This window comes from Streptomyces hyaluromycini (assembly GCF_002217755.1).
GTDB lineage: Bacteria > Actinomycetota > Actinomycetes > Streptomycetales > Streptomycetaceae > Streptomyces > Streptomyces hyaluromycini.
This window is the reverse complement of record NZ_BCFL01000022.1, coordinates 110,613-137,049: the sequence shown is the minus strand read 5'-3', so window position 1 is coordinate 137,049 and position 26,437 is coordinate 110,613. Positions and strand designations below refer to the sequence as shown.

General features: G+C 69.8%; 15 protein-coding genes and 2 pseudogenes. 10 read left to right on the top strand and 7 right to left on the bottom strand.

Annotated elements, in window-relative coordinates:
• Positions 1 to 56: 56 nt before the first annotated feature.
• Positions 57 to 2,036, bottom strand: a complete 1,980-nt coding sequence (locus tag SSP29_RS27410) for an RICIN domain-containing protein (RefSeq protein ID WP_089103481.1) — start codon at positions 2,034 to 2,036, stop codon at positions 57 to 59.
• Positions 2,037 to 2,251: 215 nt separating this feature from the next.
• On the opposite strand from SSP29_RS27410, the gene SSP29_RS27405 reads away from it, so the two are divergent.
• Positions 2,252 to 3,481 (top strand): glycosyltransferase, encoded by a 1,230-nt coding sequence (locus SSP29_RS27405; protein ID WP_089103779.1) that lies wholly within the window; start codon positions 2,252 to 2,254, stop codon positions 3,479 to 3,481.
• A gap of 114 nt (positions 3,482 to 3,595) precedes the next feature.
• Here SSP29_RS27405 and SSP29_RS27400 read toward each other — a convergent pair whose 3' ends face one another.
• On the bottom strand, positions 3,596 to 4,255 hold the full coding sequence (locus SSP29_RS27400) for a TetR/AcrR family transcriptional regulator (protein ID WP_089103778.1): 660 nt from the start codon (positions 4,253 to 4,255) through the stop codon (positions 3,596 to 3,598).
• A gap of 176 nt (positions 4,256 to 4,431) precedes the next feature.
• On the opposite strand from SSP29_RS27400, the gene SSP29_RS27395 reads away from it, so the two are divergent.
• On the top strand, positions 4,432 to 5,679 hold the full coding sequence (locus tag SSP29_RS27395) for a YncE family protein (RefSeq protein ID WP_089103480.1): 1,248 nt from the start codon (positions 4,432 to 4,434) through the stop codon (positions 5,677 to 5,679).
• Between the two features lie 61 nt (positions 5,680 to 5,740).
• Here the strand turns inward: SSP29_RS27395 and SSP29_RS27390 are convergent, their stop codons facing one another.
• The 3 genes and pseudogenes from SSP29_RS27390 to SSP29_RS27380 all read right to left on the bottom strand — a co-directional run bounded on the left by SSP29_RS27390 (position 5,741) and on the right by SSP29_RS27380 (position 9,428).
• Positions 5,741 to 7,597, bottom strand: coding sequence for a cellulase family glycosylhydrolase (locus SSP29_RS27390; protein WP_089103479.1), 1,857 nt, complete (start codon positions 7,595 to 7,597; stop codon positions 5,741 to 5,743).
• A gap of 67 nt (positions 7,598 to 7,664) precedes the next feature.
• Positions 7,665 to 7,885 (bottom strand): annotated as a pseudogene (locus SSP29_RS60000) (GTP-binding protein); the annotation flags it as partial.
• A 97-nt stretch (positions 7,886 to 7,982) separates the two neighbouring features.
• Positions 7,983 to 9,428: an MFS transporter gene (locus SSP29_RS27380; protein ID WP_089103478.1), complete on the bottom strand. Its 1,446-nt coding sequence runs from the start codon at positions 9,426 to 9,428 to the stop codon at positions 7,983 to 7,985.
• Positions 9,429 to 9,769: 341 nt separating this feature from the next.
• Here SSP29_RS27380 and SSP29_RS27375 point away from each other — a divergent pair, with 341 nt between their 5' ends.
• From SSP29_RS27375 to SSP29_RS27360, 4 genes are all read left to right on the top strand, one after another.
• Positions 9,770 to 11,551, top strand: a complete 1,782-nt coding sequence (locus tag SSP29_RS27375) for a fatty acyl-AMP ligase (protein WP_089103477.1) — start codon at positions 9,770 to 9,772, stop codon at positions 11,549 to 11,551.
• On the top strand, positions 11,548 to 18,216 hold the full coding sequence (locus SSP29_RS27370; protein WP_089103476.1) for a type I polyketide synthase: 6,669 nt from the start codon (positions 11,548 to 11,550) through the stop codon (positions 18,214 to 18,216). Before SSP29_RS27375 ends, SSP29_RS27370 begins: the two co-directional genes overlap by 4 nt.
• A gap of 190 nt (positions 18,217 to 18,406) precedes the next feature.
• Positions 18,407 to 19,438: an alpha/beta hydrolase gene (locus tag SSP29_RS27365; protein ID WP_145968953.1), complete on the top strand. Its 1,032-nt coding sequence runs from the start codon at positions 18,407 to 18,409 to the stop codon at positions 19,436 to 19,438.
• A 4-nt stretch (positions 19,439 to 19,442) separates the two neighbouring features.
• Positions 19,443 to 20,699, top strand: coding sequence for a glycosyltransferase (locus tag SSP29_RS27360; RefSeq protein WP_089103474.1), 1,257 nt, complete (start codon positions 19,443 to 19,445; stop codon positions 20,697 to 20,699).
• Positions 20,700 to 20,879: 180 nt separating this feature from the next.
• Here SSP29_RS27360 and SSP29_RS27355 read toward each other — a convergent pair whose 3' ends face one another.
• Together SSP29_RS27355 and SSP29_RS56465 are read right to left on the bottom strand one after the other, a co-directional pair.
• Entirely contained in the window at positions 20,880 to 21,191 is a 312-nt protein-coding gene (locus tag SSP29_RS27355) for a hypothetical protein (protein ID WP_089103473.1), read from the bottom strand.
• A gap of 156 nt (positions 21,192 to 21,347) precedes the next feature.
• Positions 21,348 to 21,587: pseudogene (locus SSP29_RS56465) on the bottom strand (GTP-binding protein); the annotation flags it as partial.
• A 256-nt stretch (positions 21,588 to 21,843) separates the two neighbouring features.
• Between SSP29_RS56465 and SSP29_RS27345 the strand changes: the two are divergent.
• Genes SSP29_RS27345 through SSP29_RS27330 form a run of 4 tightly spaced genes read left to right on the top strand, consistent with a single transcriptional unit; the run spans position 21,844 to position 26,437 of the window.
• On the top strand, positions 21,844 to 22,326 hold the full coding sequence (locus SSP29_RS27345; protein WP_089103472.1) for a (2Fe-2S)-binding protein: 483 nt from the start codon (positions 21,844 to 21,846) through the stop codon (positions 22,324 to 22,326).
• Positions 22,323 to 24,695: a xanthine dehydrogenase family protein molybdopterin-binding subunit gene (locus tag SSP29_RS27340; RefSeq protein WP_089103471.1), complete on the top strand. Its 2,373-nt coding sequence runs from the start codon at positions 22,323 to 22,325 to the stop codon at positions 24,693 to 24,695. The genes SSP29_RS27345 and SSP29_RS27340 overlap by 4 nt, the downstream gene beginning before the upstream one ends.
• Positions 24,692 to 25,546 carry an FAD binding domain-containing protein gene (locus tag SSP29_RS27335; RefSeq protein WP_089103470.1) on the top strand — a complete coding sequence of 285 codons (855 nt, stop codon included), beginning with the start codon at positions 24,692 to 24,694 and terminating at the stop codon, positions 25,544 to 25,546. Before SSP29_RS27340 ends, SSP29_RS27335 begins: the two co-directional genes overlap by 4 nt.
• 15 nt (positions 25,547 to 25,561) lie before the next feature.
• A complete protein-coding gene (locus tag SSP29_RS27330; RefSeq protein WP_150135002.1) occupies positions 25,562 to 26,437 on the top strand; it encodes an AAA family ATPase in 876 nt (291 codons plus the stop codon).

Here is a 26,437-nt window from a genome sequence, read left to right as displayed (position 1 = left end):
CCGCGTGTGCGCGACCAGCCACAGTCCACCCGCGCCCGAAGCACTACCTGCTCAACTCAACTCTGGCTCCACTGCTGATTGGTCCCGCCGTTGCAGGCCCACAGCACCAGCGAAGTCCCGTTGCTCGTGCCCGCGCCATACGCGTCCAGGCACAACCCGGCGTTGACGTTCGTGATCGTCCCGTCCGAGTTGACGTTCCACTTCTGGTTGTTCTGCCCGTTGCAGTCCCAGATCACGACCTTGGTCCCGTTGGTCGTGCCCTGGTTGTACGCGTCCAGGCACTTGTTGCCGTAGACCACGAACTCCTTGCGGGAGGTGTACGTCCAGGCCTGGTTCTGGCCGCCGTTGCAGTCCCAGATCTCGGCCTGGGTGCCGTTGGTGATGGTGTTGTTGTAGACGTCGGCGCAGCGGCTGGAGGCCTTGCCCACGACGAGTGTGCCGTTGGCTCCGGGGATCGGGCTCACCGCGATCGAGCCGAGCGCCGGAAGCGAACTCCCGCTGAAGGTGAGCGAGTTGGCAGACCCCTTGCTCAGGTCGACCTGCACGGACACGGTGCCCTGCGAGGACCCGGTCGGCGGGAAGGAGACCGTCGTGGCGGTCTGGCCGTTGACCTGGAGGGTGCCGGTGACCGCGGTCGAGCCGGTGTTGGTGTAGGCGACGTCTACGACGTCCAGGCCGGTGCTCGCGGCGCTGACGCCGGTGTACTTGCCGGTGGAGGTCGCGCTGTAGCTGGTGCTCGACGCCTCCGTACCGCCGCTGACCTTGAGCATCACCGAGCCGCCGGCCGGGACGCTGGCGGTGTAACTCGTGGCGTAGGAGCCGAGGTTCGACTGCGCCCACAGGTCACGGACCGTCGCGGAGGCGCTGGTCAGGCCGAGGTCGGACCAGCGGGCGGTGATGTTCGCGGCGGACGAGGTGCGGTTGAGCAGCACGACCGCACGGTTGCCGGTGCCGGCGAGGACCTTGCTGTAGACCTGGAGACCGGTGGTGTCCTCGGCGACCTTGACGCCCTGGAGGCCGCGTGCGTCCTGGTCCACGGCGACGACGTCGGAGTTCTTGAGGATCGCGGCCGTCTCACTGGTCATCGTGGTGAGGTCGTTCCCGGCGAGCAGCGGGGCACCGGAGATCGCCCACAGGGCCATGTGGGTGCGGTTCTGGGCCGCCGTGAGGCCGGACATGCCGACGGTGAGCATGTCGGGGTCGTTGTAGTAGCCGGTGTGCTGGGCGGCCGGGTGCAGGGTCTGGTCGAAGTTGGAGAGCACCGCCGACTGTGACGCCGTGCCGCCGTAGTAGTAGATGTCCGTGCTGGTCCGCCACATGGGGGCGAGGCCCGTCGCCCAGTTCCAGGTGTTCTGGTAGCCCCAGTTGCAGATGGACAGGGTCAGCGGGCGGCCGGTGGTGGCGGCGGCCGTGGCGACGGCCGAGCTGATCGACTTGTACGCGGTCGCCGCGTCCAGGCCCTCGGCGTCGCCGCCGCACCAGTCGACCTTCACGAAGTCGAAGCCCCACTCCGAGAACTGGAGCATGTCCTGCGCGTAGTGCCCCTCGCTGCCGGTGTTGGCGGCGGCGGGGCGGCCGGTCGGGTAGTAGTAGCCGCAGCCGTTCGCGCCCGCGTCGGTGTAGATGCCGGCCTTCAGGCCCTTGCTGTGGATGTAGTCGGCGATGGCGCTCATCCCGCCGGGCCACTCACTGGTGTCGACGGTGATGTTGCCGGCACTGTCCCGGGTGCCCTGCCACCAGCCCTCGTCGATGTTGATGTACTTGTATCCGGCGGCCGGGAGGCCGGCCGCGACGAACGCGTCGACCTGCGCCTTGATGACGTCGTAGTCGATCTTCGACGCGAAGCTGTTCCAGGAGGCCCAGCCCATCGGGGCGGTGGGCACCGAGACCTGCGAGACGGTCGCCGCCTGAGCCGGTCCCGGCGTGGCGAAGAGAAGCGCGGCGGCGGCCGTCAGGGCCAGGGCGAGGGCGCGTACGGCGGCGGCCCACAGGTGTTGTACGAGACCGCTGCCGGTCGATCTGGGCGGGGGGTACATGCGGCTCCTCCACGGGGGTGCACGGGGGGTACGGCTCGATCGCGTTCGAAATCACGAACACAGATCGGTGTTCCGAACGCATCGCGGGCCGACCGTAGAGCCGCCGGAGGGTGAAGTCAACGGCTGTGACAGACGTGAAGTCGCCCTTCCCTTCGAGTCGTTCGCCCCACGAGGACGCGCCCGCCGCCATACTGCTGGTCGTGCGCGTAGCGATCATGACGGCGGGCTCGCGGGGCGATGTGGCCCCCTACACCGGACTCGGGTACGGGCTGAGCCGTGCCGGACACGAGGTCACCCTGGTCACACACGGCCGCTTCGCGGGACTGGTCGAGGGGTCGGGAGTCGGCTTCCACCCCCTGCCGGTCGATCCCCGGACCGAGCTGGAGTCCACGCGGGGGCGCGGGCTGCATCGCAGCGCCGGCGGGGTCGGCAAACTGCTGCGGGTGGTGGAGCTGGCCCGCCGGCTGGTCGGACGGATGACGGACGACCTGCTCGCGGCCGCACAGGCCAGCGACGTACTTCTGCTGTCCGCCTCCCTGGCCCCGATCGGCCACACGATCGCGGAGGGGCTACGGCTGCCGAGCATGGGTGTGTACCTCCAACCACTCGCCGCCACAAGGGAGTTCGCACCTCCCGTGCTCGGCGGCGGCACCTGGGGCGCCACCGGGAACCGGATCGCCGGCCACGGCGTGACCCTGGCCGTGGAACAGGTCTTCGCATCCACCGTCCCCGCGCTGCGCACCCGCCTGGCCCTGCCCCCGCAGCGCTCCGGCGCCGCCCGCCGGACCAGGGAGCGCCGGCTCTGGCCCGTCCAGCACGGCTTCAGCCCCCAGGTGGTCCCCCGCCCCCGCGACTGGCGCCCGGGCCTCGGGGTCTGCGGTTACTGGTGGCCGTACGACGGTGCGGCCCGGCTCCCCGACGACGTACGGGCGTTCCTGGACGCCGGGCCGAAGCCGGTGTTCGTCGGGCTGGGCAGCGCCACGGTGCCCGACGCGAGACGGCTGAGCGGGCAGGTCATGGCGGCGCTGCGGAAGGCCGGGCTGCGCGGGGTGATCCAGAGCGGCTGGGGCGGCCTGACCACCGACGGCGACGACATGCTGACCATCGGCGAGATGCCGCACTCGACCCTGTTCCCCCGGATGGCGGCAGTGGTCCACCACGCGGGCGCGGGCACGACGGCGGCGGGGCTGCGCGCCGGAGTACCGGCGGTACCCCTGCCGATCCAGTTCGACGAGGCGTTCTGGGCGGCGCGACTGGTGGGGTTGGGGGTGGCTCCGGCTGCCGTACCGTTGCGGGGGCTGAGCGTCGACGCGCTGGCCGGGGCACTGCGGCGGGCGACCCGCGAGCCGGGATTCGCGGAGCGGGCCGGTGAGTTGGGCAGGCGAATCAGAGATGAGGACGGCGTAACCCCGGTGGCCGCAGCGGTAGCCGACCTGGCCCAGTAGATGCCGGTGACCGGGGCGCCCCGTCAGGGGCGCGGGGCTGTATCGATGTGCGGCTCCGCCGCGTGGGCGCGACCAGCCACAACGCACCCGCAGCCGCAAAACGACCCCCACGGCTCACCCCTTGGGTACCCACCCCTCCGGCCGCAAGATCCCCACCAACAACCGCACCAACTCCTCCACGACGTCGTCCAGACTCGCGTCCACCCACCCCGCGCTCCAGTCGTGCAGCAACCCGTTCACACTGCCGATGAACGCCGTCGCCGCCAGCCGGTAGTCCCGCGGCGCCGCATCCCCCCGCGCCGCCGCCGCGTTCGCCTCGGTGCATATCAGCTCCACCCACCGCGCCCGCCGCGCCAGCCGCTGCTCCTCCAGCCGGGGACTGACGCCGATGATCTCGACGAAGGCGATGCGGATCCGGCGCGGATCCGAGGTCACGTCCCGGGCGTAGGCCCGGAACAGCACCGTCACCCGCTCGACCAGCGGCAGCGGCTCCGCCTCCGCGAACGCCGCCGCCACCGCCGCCTCCGCCCACCCGTTGACCTCCAGGTGCAACGCGGCGAGCACGTCCTCCAGCGTGCGGAACTCCTCGTAGAACTGACGGGTCGACAGACCCGCCGCCTGACTCAGCGCGGCGACGGTGGTGGCGCGAAACCCCGGTGTGCCGCCGAAGAGTTGAAGCGCCGCGTCCAGGAAGCGCCGACGCCGCTCGGCCTTGCGTTCCTCGGCGGACCGGCCGCCGTAGCGACCCGTCGGTGCCTTGAGCCTGCCCGCCAAGATTGCCCCCTCCGTCGACCGCCCGATGGCCAATTTTCTCGCGTACGCCTCTTGTGGACTCAGCCACCCCCTCCTTACTTTTCAGTAAGTTCACTTTGAACGCGCCCGTGTTCAGATTTCGTGACCCTGTGACCGCACGGACGCGTCCCACCCCCCCCTCAGAGGAGAGAGCAGTCATGCCTGCTTTCAGACCCAGGCACCTTTGCTCCGTGGCCGCCGCCCTCGTCCTGACCGTCGCCGCACCCGCGACCGCCGCCACCGCCGCGGCCGACGCGTCCCTGCGCGAGGTGCTGTTCGTCGGCAACAACTGGGACGGCACCGCGACCGTCCTGAACTCGACCGGCGACTTCGCCAAGGTCGGCCAGATCAACGTCATCCCCGACAAGGACCAGCGGATCGCCGAGATCAACGCCGACCCCATCAAGTGGATCTACTACACGTCGATCCGCAACGAGGTCGGCCAGGGGCACGACCAGTACGTGGACGACATGTACTCCACGCCGGACGGGAAGTCCGTGGTCGTCTCCCGCCCGAGCTTCGCCGACGTCGTCTCCATCGACCTCGCCACCGACACGATCAACTGGCGTTTCCCGGTGGCCGGTTACCGCGCCGACCACATGGCCGTCTCCCCCGACGGCACGAAGGTCGCGGTCTCGGCGTCCACCGCGAACAAGGTGCAGGTGCTGGACATCAACACCGGTAAGGAACTGGGCGAGTTCGCCACCGGGGACAAGCCGCACGAGAACGTCTTCAGCCCCGACGGCAAGTACATCTGGAACATGGCGATCGGCGAGGTCACCACCTCGCTCGACGATCCGGTCTGGGACTGGACGAAGGGCGACCGGCACATCACCGTCGCGGACGCCACCACCTACAAGCAGGTCAAGATCATCGACATGCGGGACCGGCTGGACGCGATCGGCCTGACGGACTTCTCGGACGCGGTCCGGCCCGCGGCCTTCACGCCCGACTGGTCCAAGATGTACTTCCAGGTGTCGTTCTTCAACGGCTTCCTGGAGTACGACATCGCCACCGACAAGATCACCCGGGTGAAGACGCTGCCGGCGAACCCGGCGACCAGCACCGACCGCACCACCTGGCTCCTCGACTCGCGCCACCACGGCATCTCGATGAAGCCGGACGGCACCAAGCTGTGCGTCGCCGGAACGATGGACAACTACGCCACCATCGTCGACCGGGCCACCCTCCAGGAGGGCCCGCTCGTCACCGCGTCCACCCCGTACTGGGCGACGGTGAGCGGCGACGGCAAGGACTGCATCATCTCCGAGGCGGGCGCCGACCAGGTGACGGCCATCGACTTCGGCACCGGCCAGAAGGTGACCTCGGTCCCGGTCGGCGACCATCCGCAGCGCGTCCGGCTCGGCCATGTGCAGGCCGACTGGACGGGCGCGTCGGGAAGTTGACCGATCGTCATGAAAAATTCGGCCTCCGGGGTGCGGCGCACCCCGGAGGCCGAAGCACTGCTCAGAACTTCGCAGCCACCCAGGCGGCCAGCTCCGCCTTGGCCGCGTTGAGCACGGTGGAGCTGGGCGAGGTCGCCCCGTTGGTCACCAGCGCGAAGTGCAGCACGCCGGAGTCCGAGTCGGTGAGCAGCAGTCGGCGGCTGCCCGTCCCACCCGGTTCCGCCGCCACGCCGACCGGGGTCGAGGACGTGTACGCCGGGGGCGCGTAGGCCGTGCCCAGGTCGGAGACGACGGTGGTGGACGCGGTCGGGAAGGAGACCGGAAGGTGGAGTTCGGTCGGTGCGGTGGCGCTGCTGGAGCGCCAGACCTGGACGGCGTACTGCCCGGAGCCGACCAGCGCGGCCACGTTCGGCAGCGAGCTGGGCACCGGGTTCCAGGTCAGGGTCGTGGAGCCGTCCCGGGAACGGTCCTCGTAGGTGAAGGCGAGGGTGGAGCCGGAGGTGGCGCCCGGATAGATCCGGTCGAGCAACCGGGCGTCCTGACGGAGCGTCACGGTGCCCGAGTCGGTCATGTTCACGGCCGAGAGGTCCTCGTCGTTCCAGGCGTCACCCGAGGTGAGGACCTTGTCCGGGTTGTCGTTCATCAGCTCGTGGTGGCGGCCGTTGTAGATGTCCCACTGCCACTGGGTACCGGAGAGGACCGGACCCGAGGAGGCCGGTGTGGACCACCAGTTCGCCCCGGAGAGGCGGGAGTCGAGGGCCTGGTACATCGCCTTGTCGACGGTGGGCGCCTTGCCGGAGGTGGTGCCGGACAGCGGATGCCCGAACTCGCTGACGATCGCCGTGGTCCCGGCGGCCGACGCGCGGTCCCGGATGGTGCCGAAGTCGGTGCTGTACTGGCCGTCGGAGGCGTTGCCCCACATCAGGATGCCGGAGATGGCCTTCTGGTCGTAGAAGTGGGTGTTGAAGACGTAACGCGAGCCGAGCGTGCCCGCGTCCAGCAGGCCGCCCTCCTGGTTGGTGACGTTGCCGTTCCAGTAGAGGTTGGGCTCGACGAGGGCGGGCTTGCTGCTCCAGCCGGCCGCGTCCATCCTCGCCCGGAACTTCTGGTAGAAGGGCCACAGCCGGTTCTGCTCCCAGGTGCGGGAGGTCTCGCCGGAGTCGTAGCTGCCGGCGTACGGCTCGTTGTACGGGTCGAAGCCGACCACGCCCGCGAACTCGTCGGACGTCAGGTGCTGGGCCAGGTAGGTCATGGTGGTCTGGGCGGTGGCCAGGAAGGCGTCCTGGAGGCCGTAGTTGTTGTGCCAGAAGTCGTACTGGGCGTCCTGGACGGCCGTGTTCTGGGTGATGTTCTGGCCCCAGAACAGGCAGATACCGCAGGACTCGGCCGGGTAGTTCCCCAGCGCCACCGCCCATTCGGGGGCGCCGTCGCCCGTGTACCAGCTGCCCGAGTTGAACAGGTAGCGGGAGTACAGGTCCTGGTGGAAGTCGGGGAAGACGCGGATGCCGGCGTCGAGGAACGCCTGCATCTGCGCGGTCGCGTTGGCCAGGTAGGTGGCGTCGACCTGACCCTGGACGGGTTCGGCGTGCGCCCAGGAGAGCAGGAAGCGCACGGCGTTGCCGCCGCCGAGGGCGCGCACCGCGGTGGCGGACTTCTTCGCGTCGGCGACCGAGGCGAAGGGCAGGCCGCTGTTCTCCTCCAGCTTGGTCTCGCCGGAGACGTTGTAGCCGCGCAGTACGACCTCACGGCCCTGGCCGTCGATGAAACGACCGTTCTGCACGGTGAGCGCGGTGCCGTCGAACGAGAGAGAGCCGGACGGGGTGGCTGCGGTGGCGGACGGGGTGCCCGCCACCGCGAGGAATCCGCAGAGGACAACCAGGACAACGATCAGTCGTGCCCGGAAATTCGTCATGTCCATTACAGTCCGGTGGTTTCCGGACACAGTCAATACTTCTGACTCACGAGTAAGTTTCGTACCGGTTCCCTCAGCCGGTCACTCGGCCCGCCACGTTCAACAGGTACTCCTTGCGGCTCAGCGGGTTGTGGTCGGTGCGCGGCCGCTCCGGGACCGGCCCCCGCAGCACCGCGGCGTAGTGGTCGAAGGCGGTCTCAGCTCGCCCTCGCCACGGGTCAGCCCCGGCAGCCGCTCCTCCAGTCCGTGCACCCGGGCCGCGGGTACCGCACCTTCCAGGACCGCGAGCGTCCCCTCGGCGAACCGCTCCGGGTCTGATGGAGGCTCCGGCCGATCCCGGTGCGGTTCGCCCCAGGGCGGACCGCACCCTGTATCGGAAAGCCGGGCTGCGTCACGGCCCTGGCTTCGAGGTGAATGCGGACGCACCCCTGTCGCCTTCCGGTGTGCTCCTGCGGTGGCGCAGCGCCCACAACGCGACGGGAGCTCCTGCCGCGACCAGCGCCGAAGCGAAACACAGACCGGCTTGGTAGCCGGAGAGAAAGGCACCCGAGTCATCGGCCCCGGCGGCGGCTGCGGCATGTTCCACGAACGACACGATGGCGCCCACCAGGCCGATTCCGACGACTCCGGACGCCTCACGGGCGGCACTGAACAATCCGGCCGCGATTCCGGAAAGGTGATTCGGTGAGGATTCCAGAGCGCGGGTGGTCACTGGAGCGGCCAGCGCGGAGCCGAAACCGAGAGCTGAAAGCCCGGGCAGAATATCGACGAGCTTCCCTCCCGAACTGCCCAGCGCGACCATCAGCAACCCAAGGCCGACCAGGAGCAGACCCGCAGCGGAGATCCGGCCGTCTCCCCAGCGGCGCGCCATACGCGCAATGAAAGGGGTGGCGACGATCACGGAAAGGGCCACGGGCATGAATGTCAGCCCGGACGGTGTCGGGGCGAGACCGAGGCCGTTCTGCAGAAACCGGGACGTAAAGAAATAGACTCCGCTTACGCTCAGGCCCCACAGCAGTTGAGTAATGATTCCGCCGACGAAAGGGCGTTGCCGGAAGAGGAGTCGCAGCACGGTGTTCCGGCGCGATGTCAGTTCGTAGGACAGGCCGGCGGCCGATGCGACGACGACTCCCCCTGACGTGGCGACGGGAAGGGCGTCGAAGCCTTGTTCAGGCCCTTCGATCAGGCAGTAGGCAAGGGCCGCCAGCGAGCAACAGGCCAACGCGACGACGCGGAGCGAGAGCGTGGCCGAGGCCGGGGACGCGGCACGGGTCGAGGGTCCGGGCCGGGGGATGAGGAAGCCGACGAGGAGACTGGCGCAACCCAGCGGCGCGTTCATGGCAAACACGGACTCCCAGCCCAAGTGCTGTGTCATGACACCGGAGACCACAGGGCCGCAGGCCAGCGCGGACGCCAACGCCGCAGTGGTGGCGCTGAAGGCGGCATTGCGCACCCGGGGCGGCAGATCATGCGACTGGACCGCCAGTGAGGCTGGCAGGATCAGCGCAGCGCCCGCTCCCTGCAGCCCCCGGCAGGCGATCAACGCCATCCCGGAGGGCGCCGCACTGCACCCGACCGATGCGACGGTGAAGAGTGCGACACCGAGCGACAGCGTCGCACGCCGCCCGACGGTGTCCGCCAGATGCCCGCCCAGCAGCAGAAGGCTCGCGAGGGTGAGAGGGTAAATGGCCGCCACCCATTTGAGGTCGGCCTCGCTCAATGCGAGTTCGGCCTGAATCTGAGGCAGTGCCACATTGACGACGGTGTTGTCCAAGGCGGTCATGAAGGACGGCAGCAGCACGGCCACGAGGATGGCGAGGACACGCAGTCGACTCACGGTACCTGCCTTGAGTAGCACCGACGGCGGTAAGTGGCCGCCACGTTCCGCGCGCCCTTCTTCGTACTCTGCCCCGTGGGCATGGCAGGCGCGACTCCGGGGCGCTCTGATTACGGCATCCGGTGTGCGGGAAGCGCCGCTCGCTTTCCTGCAGGTCGGCCTGGCAGGACTCCCGGCGTGGCGTTGCGTCCCACGGTATGCCTATACGTTTTACTGATCACCAGCACTGCCACCATGCATGGGAGATGGATGACGGGCAGCGATGTCTGTCGTCAATTCTCCGGAATGGCTGACGGCCGAGAAGCCCCGCTGTCTGTCGTGAACGAAGGTTCGGTGACTTCATGCGGAAAACCATGGAAGACACGATCAGTCATCATCTCACTCGGGCTGCGGAGCGGGCCCCCGCCGAAAATGCGTTCACTTTCGTGGACTTCAGCACCGATCGCGAAGGAGCCTCCGCCTCTCTGACATGGCGCCAACTGGAGAAGAGGGTCCGTACCCTCGCGTCGGTCCTGCGTCGCGGCGGTGCGGTCGGCGAGCGGGTGGCCCTCGTGGGGCCGCAGAACCTGGACTACATCGTCGGCTTCCTCGCGGTCACGTGCGCCGGTGCGATCGCCGTTCCCCTGTTCCCCCCGACTCTGCCGGGCCATGCGGAGAAACTGGCCGCTGCGCTCGCCGACGCCGACCCGGTGCTCGCCCTCACCAGCCCCGACTCGCTTCAGGCCGCAGAAAAGTTCTGCGCCAACCAGGACGGCCTCCGCGTGCGTGTGGTCACCGAGGAGGACCTGCTCTCGGGTTGGGCGGCATGGGCCGAACCAGCGGACGGTGAGCATTCTCATCCACGCCCCGAGGAGTGCGCCTACCTGCAGTACACCTCGGGCTCCACCCGCATGCCGTCCGGCGTGGAGATCACCCACGCCAACGTCTGCGCCAACGCACGCCAGGCGCTGAAGGCGTACGGCATCCGAGCCGGGCGCAACTGCACCGTCGGCTGGCTTCCCCTGTACCACGACATGGGGCTCGTGCTGGCGATCGTGCTTCCCGTCGTCGGCAACGTCCACTCCGTGTTCATGGATCCGCTGGCCTTCGTCCAGCAGCCCGTCCGCTGGCTGCGGCTGCTCAGCGAACACCCGGGTGCGCTCACCGCCGCGCCCAACTTCGCGTACGACTACTGTGTGCGCCGCGTCACCGACGAGGATCGCGCAACGCTGTCGCTGGGGTCGGTCGCCGCCATGGTCAACGGCAGCGAACCCATCGCCGAGCAGACGCTCCAACGGTTCCAGCAGGCCTTCGCCCCAGTCGGCGCGGTCCCCACGGCGATGCGTCCGTCCTACGGGCTGGCCGAGGCGACCGTGTTCGTGTCTGCCTCACCGGCCGGTGAGGAACCGACCGTCACCTCCTTCGACCGCGACGCGCTGGCGGCCGGCACCGCCCGGCCGGCCGAGGGCACCGAGGCACAGGCCGTGAGCCGTCTGGTCGGCTGCGGGCGGCCCACCGACCAGGAGGCCACCGTCGTCGACCCGGTCGGCCTCGTCCGGCTGGAGGACGGGCGTGTGGGCGAGATCTGGCTGCGCGGCCCCAACGTCGGACGCGGCTACTGGGGAAGCCCGGAACAGAGCGAGGCGACCTTCCGCGCCACCCTCCACGGCGACAACCCGGGCGCGGAGACGCAGCACTGGTTGCGCACGGGAGATCTCGGGGTGTGGCACGAAAACCACCTCTACATCACCGGTCGCCTAAAGGATCTCGTGATCATCGACGGGACCAATCACTATCCGCAGGACATCGAGCACACCGTCGAGAACGCCAACCCGGCGATCCGCCGTCATCACACCGCGGCATTCTCCGTTCCCACCGACGACGGAGAACGCCTGGTCGTCGTAGCCGAGCATGTCCGTGACCTCACGGAACCCCACAGGGTCCGGGACGAGGTGACACGCGCGGTACGCGTGGCGGTGTCCGCCGGTCACGCCATCGCGATGCACGACTTCGTCCTCGCCCAGCCCGGCACCGTACCCCACACCACCAGCGGGAAGGTCGCCCGCAGCGCCTGCCGTGAGCATTACCTCCGGGGTGCCTGGACCTCCGACACGCACGTACAGAGAGAGACCGGCGACGTATGAACCAGCCAGGCGGACACCAGGACCCGGTCGAGGACAACGCCGAGGCCACCATCTCCATCGCAGACGGCCGCTCCGGATCGGGCGCTGGCGAGCTGCGGAACGCACTGGTGCGGCTGGTCTCGGACATCAGCGGCATCTCGCCGGAACAACTCGACGACGGCCGTCCTCTGGCGGAGTACGGCCTCACCTCCCGCGACGCCGTCGGACTGACCGGCGAACTGGAGAAGATCCTGGACCGATCACTGTCCGCCACGCTGCTGTGGGAGTACCCCACCATCGGACAACTCGTTGCCGCCCTGACGAACGCCGGCCAGACCGACGCCGCGCAGCCGGACCGGCAGCCCCGTACGCCCGATGAGGAGGCCGCCGCCGCCCGCACCGACGACGGTGCCATCGCCGTCGTCGGCATCGGGTGCCGTCTGCCCGGCAACGTACACGGGCCGGACGCGTTCTGGGACCAGCTGATGGCGGGAACGGACACGGTCGGCCGGGTGCCCGAGAAACGCTGGCCGAACTTCGCCGGCACGGCGCCCGAGGTCACCGCCCTCATGGAATCCACCACACAGTGGGGTGGCTTTCTCGACGACATCGAGGGGTTCGACGCCAAGTTCTTCGGCATCACGCCCCACGAGGCCGAAGTCATGGATCCCCAGCAACGGCTGCTGCTCGAAGTCGTCTGCGAGGCACTGGACCACGCGGGCGTACCTGCCCCCGCCCTGCAGAGCACATCCACCGGGGTCTTCGTCGGCCTGAGCGCCCTCGAATACGGGCATCTGACCACCTCGGACCCCGCGCGACTGACCGCGTGGACCAGCACCGGAGCCGCCGGCAGCATCGCCGCCAACCGCGTGTCTTATCTGCTCGACCTGCGGGGCCCCAGCATCACCGTCGACACCGCCTGTTCGTCGTCCCTCGTGGCCGTGCACCTGGCTTGCCGCAGCCTGCGCAGCGGGGAGTGCGACACGGCACTGGCCGCAGGAGTCAATCTCCTTCTGTCCCTGGCGGTCACGGCCTCCCTCGACCAGGCCGGCGCACTGGCCGCGGACGGCAGGTGCAAACCCTTCGACGCCGCGGCGGACGGATTCACCCGCAGTGAGGGCTGCGGCGTCGTCGTGCTCAAGCGGCTCGCCGACGCCCGGCGCGACGGCGACAGGGTGCTCGCCGTCATCAGGGGCACCGCCGTGAACCAGGACGGCCGCTCGGCGGGTCTTATGGCACCCAACCCGGCGGCGCAGGAAGCGCTGCTGCGGGACGCCCTGCGCGACGCACGCATCCACGCGGCCGACGTCGATTACGTCGAGGCGCACGGGACCGGCACCCTGCTGGGAGACCCCATCGAGGGGACCGCCCTCGGAGCGGTCGTCGGACGTGACAGGCAGCCCGACCAGCCACTGCTGATCGGATCGGTCAAGAGCAATCTGGGCCACCTCGAAGGCGCGGCCGGCATTATCGGCCTGATCAAGACCGCGCTGGCCCTGCATCACGGCCGTATCCCGGCCAGCTTGCACTTCCACTGCCCCAACCCACACATCGACTTCACCGAGCTGGGCCTGCGTGTGGTCACCGAACCGACCGCATGGCCCACCGCCGGCAACCGTCCGGCGCGCGCCGGTGTGTCGGCCTTCGGCTTCGGCGGTACGAACGCCCACGCCGTACTCGAGCAGGCGTCCCCGACCGGCGCGCATGCCACGCGGGCCGACGACGAAGAGGCCGGCCGCCCGCACATCCTGGTGGTGTCAGCCCGTTCCTCGGACCGGCTCGCGGACGCGGCCGCGAGTCTGTCGCGATGGGTGGCAGCCGACGACGCGCCCGCCCTCACCGACATCGCCCACACGCTCGCCTCGCACCGCCGTGGCCCGTCCTGCGCCGCCGTCGTCGCGCGGACCCACTCCGACGCGGCTGCCGGGCTGGCCGCGCTGGCCCAGGGGGAGACGGTCCCCGGCGTGGTGGCCGCGTGCACCGACGCACGAGCGGCGCAGTCGTTCACAGCGCAGCGACCGGTCTTCGTCTTCTCCGGTTACGGCTCACAGTGGGAAGGCATGGGGCGGCGCCTGTTGACCGACGATGCCGTCTTCGCCGCCCAGGTGTCCGCGCTCGATACGCACTTCCTCAGGGAGACGGGCTCCTCCCTGACCGACATGCTCATGTCCGATTTGACCAAGACAGCGGACCGGATCCAGCCGCTGATCTTCGGAATCCAGCTGGCCCTGGCGCGGACCATGCAGGCCCATGGCGTGGAACCCGCCGCCGTCATCGGACACTCGATGGGCGAGGTCGCAGCCGCCGTGGTCGCCGGTGCTCTCGACGACCGAGACGGAGTGCGCGTCATCGTCCGCCGGTCGGCCCACCTCGCCATCCTCGAAGCCGGCCGGGCCGGCGCGATGGCCGCGGTGGAGCTGCCCGTGGAGTCCCGGGCGACCGTTCTCAGCCGCTTTCCCGGTGTCGAGGTCGCCGTTCACTCCTCGCCCCAACGCTGCACGGTGGCCGGCCCGGCCCAAGCGGTGCGCGACCTGGTGGACGAGCTGACCGATCAGGACCGGCTAGCCCGACTGCTAGAGCTGGACGGAGCCGCCCACACAGCCTTGGTCGATCCCATCCTGGCGCCACTGAGCGAGGATCTTGCCGACCTGTGCCCGCGCCCACCCGCCACACCCTGGTACAGCACAGTCCTTGATGATCCCCGCGCAGGCGCGGCAGCCGATACGAGCTACTGGTGCGCCAACGCCCGCCGCCCAGTGCTTCTGCAACAGGCGGTGACAGCGGCAGCCGAGGACGGCCACACCCTGTTCCTGGAGATCTCGCCCCACCCCATCGTCGTCGTCCCCCTCGCGGAGAGCCTCGACGCCACCCCGGCGGGGGACCAGGCGCTGGTCCTCCCGACCCTCCGCAAGAACACCGACGACACCGTCCAGGTACGAGTCGCGCTGGCGCGGCTGCACTTCGCCGGCGTCCCGCTGAACCCTGGGCTGTGGCCCGCCGGTGCGCGCACCGCACTGCCCACGCCCGCGTGGCGGCATGAACAGTTCTGGTTCCCCCGCCCCACCCGATCGGCCGAAGCCGGCGGCCATCCCCTGCTGGGGGTGCGCACCGACGACCCGAGAACCGGCGCGGTGCTGTGGCAGGGAGAAGTCGGCACGAGCTGGCACGGCACTCGCGGCACGGTCCACGGCAGAGCGGTGCTGACCCTCGCCGAGGCCGCGGAGCTGATGATCGAAGCCGGCCTGGACCTGTGGGCCCGTGAGGGCATCACCCACCTCGGCATCGAGGACCTGCAGATCCACCGGTGGCTCGCCATCTCCAGCAGCACCCCCCTGACCACGGTGTGGGAACCGGACTCCGGCACACACGGAACCATCACCCTCCACGCCCGTGGCGCCGAGACCGTTTGGCATTGCTACGCCTCGGCCCGCGTCACCCGCGCGCCGGAACCCCAGGGCGAGCCGCACCCCGAGCCGGAAACGAAGCCGACGCCTGCCCAGCACTTCATCCCCAAGGACCCCCTGTCCCCGCACCGGCCGTCCTACGCACATGTCCTGACCGCCATGCTGGAGGCGCAGGGCGCCGAGGACACACCACCGGTCGGCGACCGCGCCGTCGAAGCCGCCGCACACACCGTCCCGGTCGGCGTACGGTCCCTGCTCATCAAGGGGCCGGGCGTCCTTGACCCCGGCTATGACATCAGCCGCACGCCCGCCGACGGCGCCGGCCCGACAGGCCCGGACGTCGACCAGTGGCATGTTTCTGCCCGGGGCGACACGAGCGAGATCGTCGCCCGGTTCGTTCAGCTGCGGCCCGTCGAGCGGCGCGAAGTGCCACGGTCCCTCGAGACGTGCACGTACGACATCCAGTGGGAGAAGTCGACCGTTCCCCTGCCGTCGAGGCGTCTGCAGCGTGCCCTGCTCATCAGCGACGAACCGGACACCGCGGGCGGCGCCACGGCCTCGCTCGTGGCAGCCCTGGAAGCCGGCGGTACCGACGTCACGGCGACCGATGCCCGGGACGACGCCTGCGACAACGTACTTGACGCCTGGCTGGAGAGCCCGCAGGACGGCCAGAGCGCCGTAGTCCTGTTCTTCCAGCGGGACGAACGCGACGACGACATGCGGTCACTGCACAGGGCGGCACGGTTGGCGCGCCGCCTGGCCGGCGCAACGCACCGGCAGCCGCCACGCCTGTGGATGGCCACGGTGCTGGCGCAGGCGACGGGGTCCGGGGAACCCGGGGCGCCGTCTCTCGCCTGCCTGCGTGGACTCGTCCGGGTCCTCGCGCTCGAACACCCTCAGCTGCGGGCCTCGCTGGTAGACATCGACAATCAGCCCGGAGCGGTCGACGACCTCGCCCGCGAACTGCTCGCGGGCAGCGACGCGGACGAGATCGCCTGGAGGGCCGGCACACGCCTCACCGCGCGTCTGGCCCGGGCCGACCTCAGCGCACAGCGCAACGACACCGTGGCCTTCACCCGTCCCGACGGCGCGTACATCATCACCGGGGGCCTGACGGGACTGGGCCTGGCTACAGCGAGCCGGCTCGCCGAGCAGGGTGCCGGGCGCATCGTCCTCAACGGACGCCGTGCCCCGGGACCCGAGGCCCAGGCCGTCCTGGCCGAACTGCAGGAACGTGGGACATCCGTCGCCGTGGTACAAGGGGACATCGCGGACCTCGACGTGGCCGCGAACCTGGTGCGTGCCGCGCTCGCCGACGGCCACACCCTGCGCGGCATCGCGCACTGTGCCGGCGTCCTGCACGACAGCATGATCACCGACCTGGAACCGGCGGACATCGACACGGTGCTGCGGCCGAAGGCCGTAGGAGCCCGGAACCTCGAGGCGGCTGTCGCCGACCACGATCTGGACTGGTGGGTGATCTACAGTTCCGCCGCGGCACTGCTCGGCTCACCCGGACAGTCCGCCTACGCGGCCGCCAACGCCTGGCTCGACGCCGTGGCCCACCACCGCAGAGCCAGCGGCCTGCCCGCGACCTCCATCGCCTGGGGCCCCTGGGAGAACGTCGGCATGACGACCGGGAACCAGGTGCTGGCGCTGGAGCCCATCCAGATGAGCGAGGGAATGGACGTCCTGCAGGCACTCGTCACCCTCAACCGCGCGCACGTGGGCGTCGTCCACCTCGACACGGAGCGCGTGCTGGCGGCGTTCCCCGGACTGTCCGCCATTCCTTTCTTCTCCGACGTCCTCGAAATCGGTTCACCCAGTGCCGACGACTGGGTCGGCCCCCAGGGCATCGGGGCTCTGGGCAGCTCCGCCGCAGACAAGGTGTACGCACGCCTGGTCAGGATAACGGCGGCCGTCATGGGATTCGCGGCCGCCGAACTCGGCGAGACGGTCCCGCTGACCGACCTGGGCCTGGACTCCCTGGTGGCGGTACGCATCCAGAACACGATCCGCCAGGACTTCGGCATCGACGTGCCCGCCCCCCGACTGCTGCGCGGCGCCAGCCTGCGTGAAATCGGTCGCGCGGTGCTCGAACAACTTGGACTGGACGCCACGGAGCCGACGGCCGGTTCCCAGCCCACGGCGCCCGAGGACACTCGCCGGGCCGAGCCGTCCACACTCACGCTGCCGAGCTTCCTCGGCCCCAGGGACACTGCGGAGCGGCTGGTCGCGAGCTCCTGGGCCGAAGTCCTGCGGCAAGGGCCGAGGGACATCCGGGAGGACTTCACCACCGCCGGCGGAGACCAGGCCGCCGCCGCGGCCATGGTGGACGTCATTCGCCGGCGCCTCGGTGACGACACCGAGTTGAGCCTGACGGCCGACGCCGTCCTCGCCCAGCGCACCGTCGCAGCCGTCGCCGAACTGATCCGGCCCGTCGTCAACCGAACCGGCAGGTCGGCACTCACCACCCTGCGCCCCCCACTCCCCGGGTCGGAACGGCCCCCGCTGTTCACCTTCCACCCCGCCGGTGGCCCGACCTCCGTCTACCTGCCACTGACGGGGCTGCTGCCGGCCGAACAGCCCGTGTACGGCCTGGAACGCGTCGACCGGCTGAGCACCATGGAGGAGAAGGCGGCCCGCTACCGCACACTCATCCGTGACATCCAACCGGAAGGGCCCTACCACCTGCTCGGCTGGTCTTTCGGAGGATGCCTCGCCTACGAAGTGGCGCTTCAACTGCGGGAAGAAGGACAGGACATCGAGTTTCTCGGGCTGATCGACACCATCCTGCCCCCCGTCCTGCCGCAACCGGAATCACGGGAGTTCCTGCTAGAGCGTTTCGGTCGTTTCGCCGAATACATCGAGAAGACGTACGGACACCGCCTCGACTTGCCCTACGAAGAGCTGGCGGCCACCCCGGACGATCAGCGGATCGACGTTGTCATGCGTCTGGTCGCCGAGGCAGGACTCGACATGAGCCCAGGGATTATGGAGCACCAACGGACCTCGTACATCGACGCCCGCGTGGGCGAACGGTATGTCCCCCGCCCCCAGGAGGGCCACGTAGTGCTCTATCGCGCCAAGCAACCGCAACAGCTCACCACCGCTTTGGACCCGCGCTACCTCCGGCAGGACACCGACCTCGGGTGGGCGGCCCTGTGCCACACCCTCGAGATCGTCCCGGTCGACGGCGACCATCTGTCCGTCATCGACCCCCCGCACGTCCAGACCATCGTGCAGCACGTCACCCGGGCTATGGGGTGGCCCCCCCGATGATCGGCGCACCACGCCTGTTCCGCGGGGCTCCCCGTGGAACAGGCGCAACCACTTTTCACCCACCAGAGCCGCTTTTCGCCCACCAGAGCACGGCCTGCGAGCGGGTGACGCCGAGCCCGGTACCCCGCGAACGCTGCTCGGCTGTACGGCTGTACGGACCTTTGCCCTCCGTGGAACGGGGTGTCTGCTGGTGGTGATCAACGCATTTCGTCATGCTCCCGCATGTGCGGGTCACTTTCTGAAGTACGCGAAAAGAAATCTGGTCTGTCTCTGGCTCGCCGCGGCTCTTCTCTCGACCGAGGCACACGCGGCCGAGTGGAAACCGGACGCCTCGCCCCGGCCTCACCATGCGGAGGCTCGTGTCACTGACGTGAAGGTCATTGACAACCGGATGCGCGATCTCATGGTCAGTTCTCCGGCGATGGGAATGTCCATCCCGGTCCGCGTCATTCTTCCCGCGCACTGGAGAGAAAAGCCGACAACCACCTTTCCAGTTGTCTACTTGTTCCACGGCGGCGACGACGACTACACGTCCTGGACACGCGAGACAGACGTGGAAGCGTTGGCGAAAGACTCTGACGTGCTGGTCGTCATGCCGGACGCCGGAAGGAACGGTTACTACAGTGACTGGTTCGCCGGTGCTCCCCGCTGGGAAACCTTTCACACCCGCGAACTCGTGCGGCTCATGGAGGAGAAGTTCCGTGCGAGCCACTCACGAGCCGTCGTGGGACTGTCCATGGGAGGCTTCGGCGCACTCAACTACGCGGCGCACAACCGGGGGATGTTCCGTTACGTGGCCTCAATGAGCTCTTACGTGGATCTGAACGACCCTGCCGTGCGCCTGGAACTCGCCCTTGGTACCGGGAACGAGGGGATCGACATCAAAGATGTCTGGGGCGACCCGGTGAAGAACGACGAAGTCTGGCACGCCCACACCCCTGCTGCAATGCCGCGCGCCTTCCGCGGAATGCACGTCCATCTCTCCGCGGGCAGCGGCCAGCCCGGACCGCTGGACACGGGACGCCCCTCCGATGTTGTGCTGGTGAGCGTGCTGGGCGAGGCACCCCTGTGGGGGCAGATCGAAAGATTCGCGCGGTCGCTCCGCTCTGAGGGCGTCGACGTCACGACGCATCTGTACACGCCGGGGACGCATTCCTGGCCGTACTGGCAGGCGGAGTTGCACAGCATCTGGCCGTCGGTCATGAAGTCGATCGGGGAGTGATTTCATGCGGACAGTGGTGATTTTCGCCGCGGGATCCCGCGGCGACGTCCAGCCCTGCCTGGCACTGGGGCGAGCACTGCTCCGTCGGGGCGACACGGTGAGGATCCTGGCCAGCCTCCGCTATCGGCGTCTGATCGCCGAGGCGGGCCTGGATCTTCATCCCCTTCCGGTCGACCCGGTGGAGATCATCGAGTCGGCCGAGGGGCAGGAACTCCTCGCCGGACGAAGGAATCCGGTGGCGTTCATCCGTCGTATGGACCGGGTCCTACGACCCCGCATGATGTCGATGCTTGAGGAGACGCAGGTCGGCGCGAAGGGAGCTGACCTGGTTCTGGCACCAACCTTCAGCTTCCTCGGTCTTCACCTGAGCCAGTACCTCCAGGTCCCGCACGCCGTCATTCACTTCCAGCCGAGCCAGCCCACGAAGGTCTTTCCGCACCCGTTTGCACCGGCTGCCCGGATGCTGGGTGGCGTGGGCAACCGGCTCAGTTTCGGTGCCGTCGACCTCGGGTCCTGGATGGTGTTCCGGCGGTTCGTCAACGCATGGCGCCGGGAGAGCCTGGGCCTCCCAGCGCTCTCCTTGTCGGCCCCCTTCCGGCAGGTTCGGCAAGCCCCCGTGCTGTGTGCGTTCAGCCCCACTGCCGTGCCGCGGCCGTTCGACTGGGGACCGAACGTCCACGTCACCGGCTTCTGGCACCATGATCGGCCGCTGTGGAACCCCCCGCGGCGACTGCTTGCCTTCCTGTCCGACGGCCCCCCGCCCGTCTACGTCGGATTCGGCAGCATGAGAACCGGCGACCCCGAGGCGACCGACGCCCTCGTACGGACGGCCCTGCGTCGGGCGAACCTGCGTGGAGTGCTGCCGGGGGACCCGGCCACCAGCGAGGACGACATCCTCGTGGTCGGCGACACCCCCCACGACTGGCTGTTTCCCAGGATGGCCGCTGTCGTCCACCACGGCGGAGCCGGCACGACGGCCTCGGCACTGCGCGCCGGAAGACCCTCCCTGATCTGCCCGTTCTTCGGAGACCAGCCCTACTGGGCCGCACGGGTGCACGAACTCGGCGCGGGGCCCGCGCCTCTGCCGATCCGTAAGCTCACCGTTGCCGCCCTCGTCCATCGCCTGCACGCCCTCACCCGGCATGCCCCCTACACCGAGACCGCGCGCCGACTCGGCCGGGCCCTGGAAGCCGAGGACGGCATCGCCCAGGCCTGTCAGGTCCTGGACCAGCTCGGCAGGGCGGCTTCGAGTTCCCGGTAGGAGCGGGGTATCGGCTATGCCCCAGATCCGGAGGCCGTGTTCGAGTGCGTCCCGGATCACCCGGCTGGTCTTGGCGATGTTGTCGACAGCGTGAACACCGAACGTATCCTCGGGCTGCCGCGGGTGGTGACCGGGTCGCGCAGCCGGTACGACGGGCTGAAGCGGCTGGCGAAGGCGCCGTCAGTGTCGTACTTGCGCGAGCATCCGGCCTGCCTGGACAGGCTGGAGCTGCTGGGGCCGGCGGCGAAGTGGCTGGAAGGTGTGCCGCCGGGGAAGGTGGAACACTTCGCCGGGCAGGCGCGGGTGCTGAACGCGGCCGAGGGGCGAGAAGGCCCTGAAGGAGGGCGCGACACCGGCGGCCTGCTCCAGGAACCGGCTCATCCGCTGGAAGAGGTCGTCGAACACGGCGGCGATCGGCTCGACCCAGCCCGGGGAGGGGAGGACCGCTCGTTCCATGAGATGGCCGGGCCGGTGGTGTACGGGCAGAGTCATCGCGGTTCGCCTCCGCGAAACGACGGCGTTCGGGTCTTTTCCATGCTGCGGGTATCCGTGACGGCCCGAGAATCAGGCCAGCCGACGACCGGCTCCAGGCCCCCGCGGGCCGCGGACTTGCCTGATCAGCGGCGCCTCTGATCCCTTTGGATGGATCCGCTCCACCTCGGCGATGAAGTCCGGGTGCCCGGGGGTGTCGATGAGGTTGACGGTGACGCCGTCGAGGGGGAACGACACGACGGCGGACTTGATGGTGATGCCGCGCTGGCGCTCAAGGGCCAGCGAGTCGGTCGTGGTACTGCCGTCGTCGACGCCGGCGGTGTGCAGCAGCCGTTCGGTCAGACTGGTCTTACCTGCGTCGACATGCGCGAGAATTCCGAGATTGAGCAGATGCACTGGGCGTGATGTCCTTCGGCATGGGTGGGATTCCTTCCTCGGTGGACATGCACGCAGCGCGCATCGGTGGTCCTCTCTCGGTGACGCCGGGTGAGGAGCAGTGCAGCAGGACGGCGGCAATGGACTAACGCTCAACAAAAGCCCTGCCGCAGCGCTCGCCGCCTCCAGGGCGCGGTCATAGAGTGACCTACATCACGCCCATATGACTCATACACCCCGTTTTCCCTCGCTCCTGCCCGCACGGTCTGGAGGCCACATGACCCACATCAAGGTGACGGTGGACGGCACGCCCTACGAGGACGAGGTGGCACCCCGTCTGCTGCTGGCCCACTACCTGCGCGACGTTCTGGGCCTGACCGGCACCCCGATCGGCTGCGACACCTCGAACTGCGGCGCGTGCACAGTCGACCTGGACGGGGCGACCGTCAAGAGCTGCTCGGTACTGGCCGTACAGGCGGACGGCGGCACGGTGACCACCGTCCAGGGACTGGCCGAGGACGGGGAGTGGACGGCACTCCAGCACGCGTTCCACGAGCGGCACGCACTGCAGTGCGGCTACTGCACCCCCGGGATGATCATGGCCGCGCGGGATCTGCTGCGCGAGAACCCGCACCCCACCTCCGACGAGGTCCGGGAGGCCCTGGAGGGCAATCTGTGCCGGTGCACCGGCTACCAGAACATCGTCCGCGCGGTGCTCGCCGCCTCCGGGCAACAGGTACCCGAGGAGGCCACGGCATGACCGACCAGGCCGTGAAAGCCGCAGCACACGAGATCGGCCGCTCCCGGCTGCGCAAGGAGGACGCCCGGCTGATCACCGGCCAGACCAACTGGACCGACAACATCCAGGTCGCCGGACTGCTCCACCTGGCCGTCCTGCGCAGCCCCATGGCACACGCCCGCATCACCCGGGTCGACGTCTCCCCCGCCCTCGAACGCCCCGGGGTCATCGCCGCGTTCACCGGCGCCGACCTCGCCGAAGGCCTGGGCTCGCTCCCCTGCGCCTGGCCGGTGACCGAGGACATCGTGCTGCCCGACCACCCGCCGATCGCCGTCGACGAGGTCCGGCACGCCGGCGACCCGGTGGCCGTCGTGGTGGCCCGCGACCGGTACGCCGCCGCCGACGCGCTGGAGGCGGTCGAGGTCGAGTACGACCCGCTGCCCCCGGTCCTCGACCTGGAGGCCGCGCTGGCCGACGACGCCCCGCTGGTCCACTCCGACAAGGGCACCAACCGCTGCTACACCTGGCCGCTGGCCACCGGCGAGAGCTTCGAGTCCGCACGGCAGCGCGCCGACGTAACGCTCAAGCGCCGCTACCACCAGCAGCGGCTGATCCCCAACGCCATGGAGCCGCGCGCTGTCATGGTCACCCCGATCGCCGCCTCCGGCGAGTACACCGTCTACTCGGCGACCCAGATCCCGCACATCCTGCGGATCATGCTGGCGACCGTCACCGGCATCCCCGAGCACAAGCTCCGGGTGATCGCCCCGGACGTGGGCGGCGGCTTCGGCTCCAAGCTCCAGGTGTACGGCGAGGAGGCCGTCGCGCTCGCCGTCGCCCGCAGGCTCGGCCGCCCGGTGAAGTGGACGGAGTCCCGCTCCGAGGGCTACCTCGCCACCCACCACGGCCGCGGCATGATCCAGGACATCGAGGTCGCCGCCACCCGCGAGGGCAGGCTGCTCGGCCTGAAGGTGGACCTGACCGCCGACATGGGCGCCTACCTGATGCTGGTCACCCCCGGCATCCCGATCCTCGGCGCCTTCATGTACCCTGCGATCTACAAGATGGACGCCTACGAGTTCAACTGCACCGGCGTCTTCACCACCCGCACCCCCACCGACGCCTACCGCGGCGCCGGACGCCCCGAGGCGACCTTCGCCATCGAGCGGATCATGGACGAGCTGGCCGCCGAACTCGGCCTGGATCCCGTGGAGTTGCGGCGCCGGAACTGGATCGGGCACGAGGAGTTCCCGTACACCTCGATCGCCGGGCTGACGTACGACACCGGCAACTACGAGGCGGCCACCGAGAAGGCCCTCGCCCTGTTCGGGTACGACGAGCTGCGCGCCGAGCAGCAGCAGCGCAACGAACGCGGCGACACCGTGCGCCTCGGCATCGGCGTGTCGACGTACACCGAGATGTGCGGGCTGGCGCCGAGCCGGGTGCTGCGCGACCTCAGGTACGCGGCCGGCGGCTGGGAGGCGGCGAGCATCCGCATGCTGCCCACCGGCAAGGTCGAGGTGGTCACCGGCACCAGCCCGCACGGGCAGGGCCACGAGACCTGCTGGAGCCAGATCGCGGCCGACGTGCTCGGCGTGCCGTTCGAGGACGTCGAGGTGGTGCACGGCGACACCCGGTCCTCTCCGCAGGGCATGGACACCTACGGCTCGCGGTCGCTGTCCGTCGGCGGCGAGGCCGTGCACCGGGCGGCGACGAAGGTGGTCGAGAAGGCGCGGAAGGTCGCCGCGCACCTGCTGGAGGCCAGCGAGCAGGACCTGGAGTTCACGGACGGCGTGTTCGCCGTGAAGGGCTCGCCGGAGGCGCGGAAGACCATCCAGGAGATCGCCTTCGAGACGTTCACCGGCCACGACCTGCCCGACGGGGTCGAACCGTCCATCAACGCCGAGACGGTGGTCGACCCGGAGAACTTCTCCTACCCGCACGGCACCCACCTGTGCGCGGTCGAGGTCGACACCGAAACCGGCCGGACCCGGATCAGGTCGTACGTCTGCGTGGACGACGTCGGCCATGTCGTCAACCCGATGATCGTCGAGGGCCAGGTGCACGGCGGTCTCGCGCAGGGCATCGCGCAGGCGCTGTACGAGGAGGCCGTCTACGACGACGAGGGCAACCTCGTCTCCGGGACCATGGCCGACTACCTCGTGCCGTCGGCGGCCGACCTGCCGGACTTCGTCACCGACCGGACGGAGACCCCGGCGGCCTCGAACGCCATGGGCGTCAAGGGGGTCGGCGAGGCCGGGACGATCGCGTCGACGCCCGCGGTGGTCAACGCCGTGGTGGACGCGCTGCGTCCGCTGGGCGTGACGGACGTACGGATGCCGTGCACCCCCGAGCGGGTGTGGCGAGCGGTGAAGGAGGCGTCGGCATGATTCCCCCGGCATTCGAGTACGCCCGTCCGAGCAGCGTCGGCGAGGCGGTGCGCACGCTCGCCGACGCGGGCGAGGAGGCGAAGGTGCTGGCCGGCGGGCAGAGCCTGCTGCCGCTGCTGCGGCTGCGGCTGGCCTTCCCGGAGCTGGTCGTCGACGTCGGCCGGATCCCGGAGCTGCGCGGGGTGCGCGAGGACGGCGACACCCTCGTCATCGGCGCGCTCACCACACACCACGACGTCCTCCGCGACCCGTTGGTGCGGCGGCACGCCGGGCTGCTGGCGGAGGCCACGGCCACCGTCGCCGACCCCGCCGTACGGCACCGGGGCACCCTCGGCGGCTCCCTCGCGCACGCCGACCCGGCCGGGGACCTGCCCGCCGTGGCGCTCGCCCTCGACGCCGAACTGGTCGCCGCGGGCCCGGGCGGCCGGCGCGTGATCCCGGCCCGGGAGTTCTTCGTGGACTACCTGCAGTCGGCGCTCGCCCCCGACGAACTGCTGGTGGAGGTGCGGATCCCGAAGACCGACGGCTGGGGCTTCCACTACGAGAAGTTCCAGCGGGTCGCGCAGGCCTGGGCGATCGTCGGGGTGGCCGCGCTGGTGCGGCGCGCCGACGGGCACATCGCCGAGGCGCGCATCGGGCTCACCAACATGGGCTCCACCCCGCTGCGGGCCACCGCGGCCGAGCAGGCGCTGTCCGGTGCCGACGGCCCGCAGGCCGTGGCCCGGGCCGCCGAGGCCGCCGCCGAGGGCACCCGGCCCTCCCAGGATCTGTCGGCCTCGCCCGAGTACCGGGAGCACCTCGCACGGGTGCTGACCAGGCGGGCCGTGCTGGCCGCCGGCGGAACGGGGTGAGCGCCGATTCCCCCGATGGAAGACCCTGAGCAGGTGGGGGCCCGCCTGGCGGAGACGGGGTACCTCGTCGACGAAGGGCTGTCCGTCACCTGCTTCCTGGCCCTGAGACTGCACCGGCCGCTGTTCTGCGAGGGTGACGCCGGCGTGGGCAAGACCGCGCTCGCCGCCGCCCTCGCCGAGGCGCTGGGCGCACCGCTGATCCGGCTCCAGTGCCACGAGGGCATCGACGCCTCCCAGGCCCTGTACGACTGGGACTTCCCCCGTCAGCTGCTGCATCTGAGAGCCGCCGAGGCGGCGGGTGTGCAGGACGCGGACCGGCTGGAGAGCGAGCTGTACGACCGGCGCTTCCTGATCGCCCGGCCGCTGCTGCTGGCGCTCCAGCAGCATCCGTCGGTCCTGCTGGTCGACGAGATCGACCGGGCCGACGACGAGTTCGAGGCGTTCCTCCTTGAGCTGCTGTCCGAGTACTCGGTGACGATCCCCGAGCTGGGCACGCTGCGGGCCGAGGTGCCGCCGGTGGTGGTCCTGACCTCGAACCGGACCCGCGAGGTGCACGACGCGCTGAAGCGGCGGTGCCTCTACCACTGGTTCGACCACCCGTCCTTCGCCCGCGAACTGGCCATCGTGCGCAGCCGGTTGCCGCAGGTGTCGGCCCGGCTGGCCGAGCAGGTCACCGCGCTGGTGCAGGCGCTGCGCGGCACGGACCTGGTCAAGCCGCCCGGGGTGGCCGAGACGCTGGACTGGGCGGAGGCGCTGGACGCGCTGGGGGCGAGCGAGGTGGACGCGGACCTGGCCGTGGCGACGCTGGGTTCGGTGCTGAAGTACCGGGAGGACACCGAGCGGGCGCGGGGGCTCGATCTCTCGGCGGTCCTCGCGGCCCGGGGCGGGTGA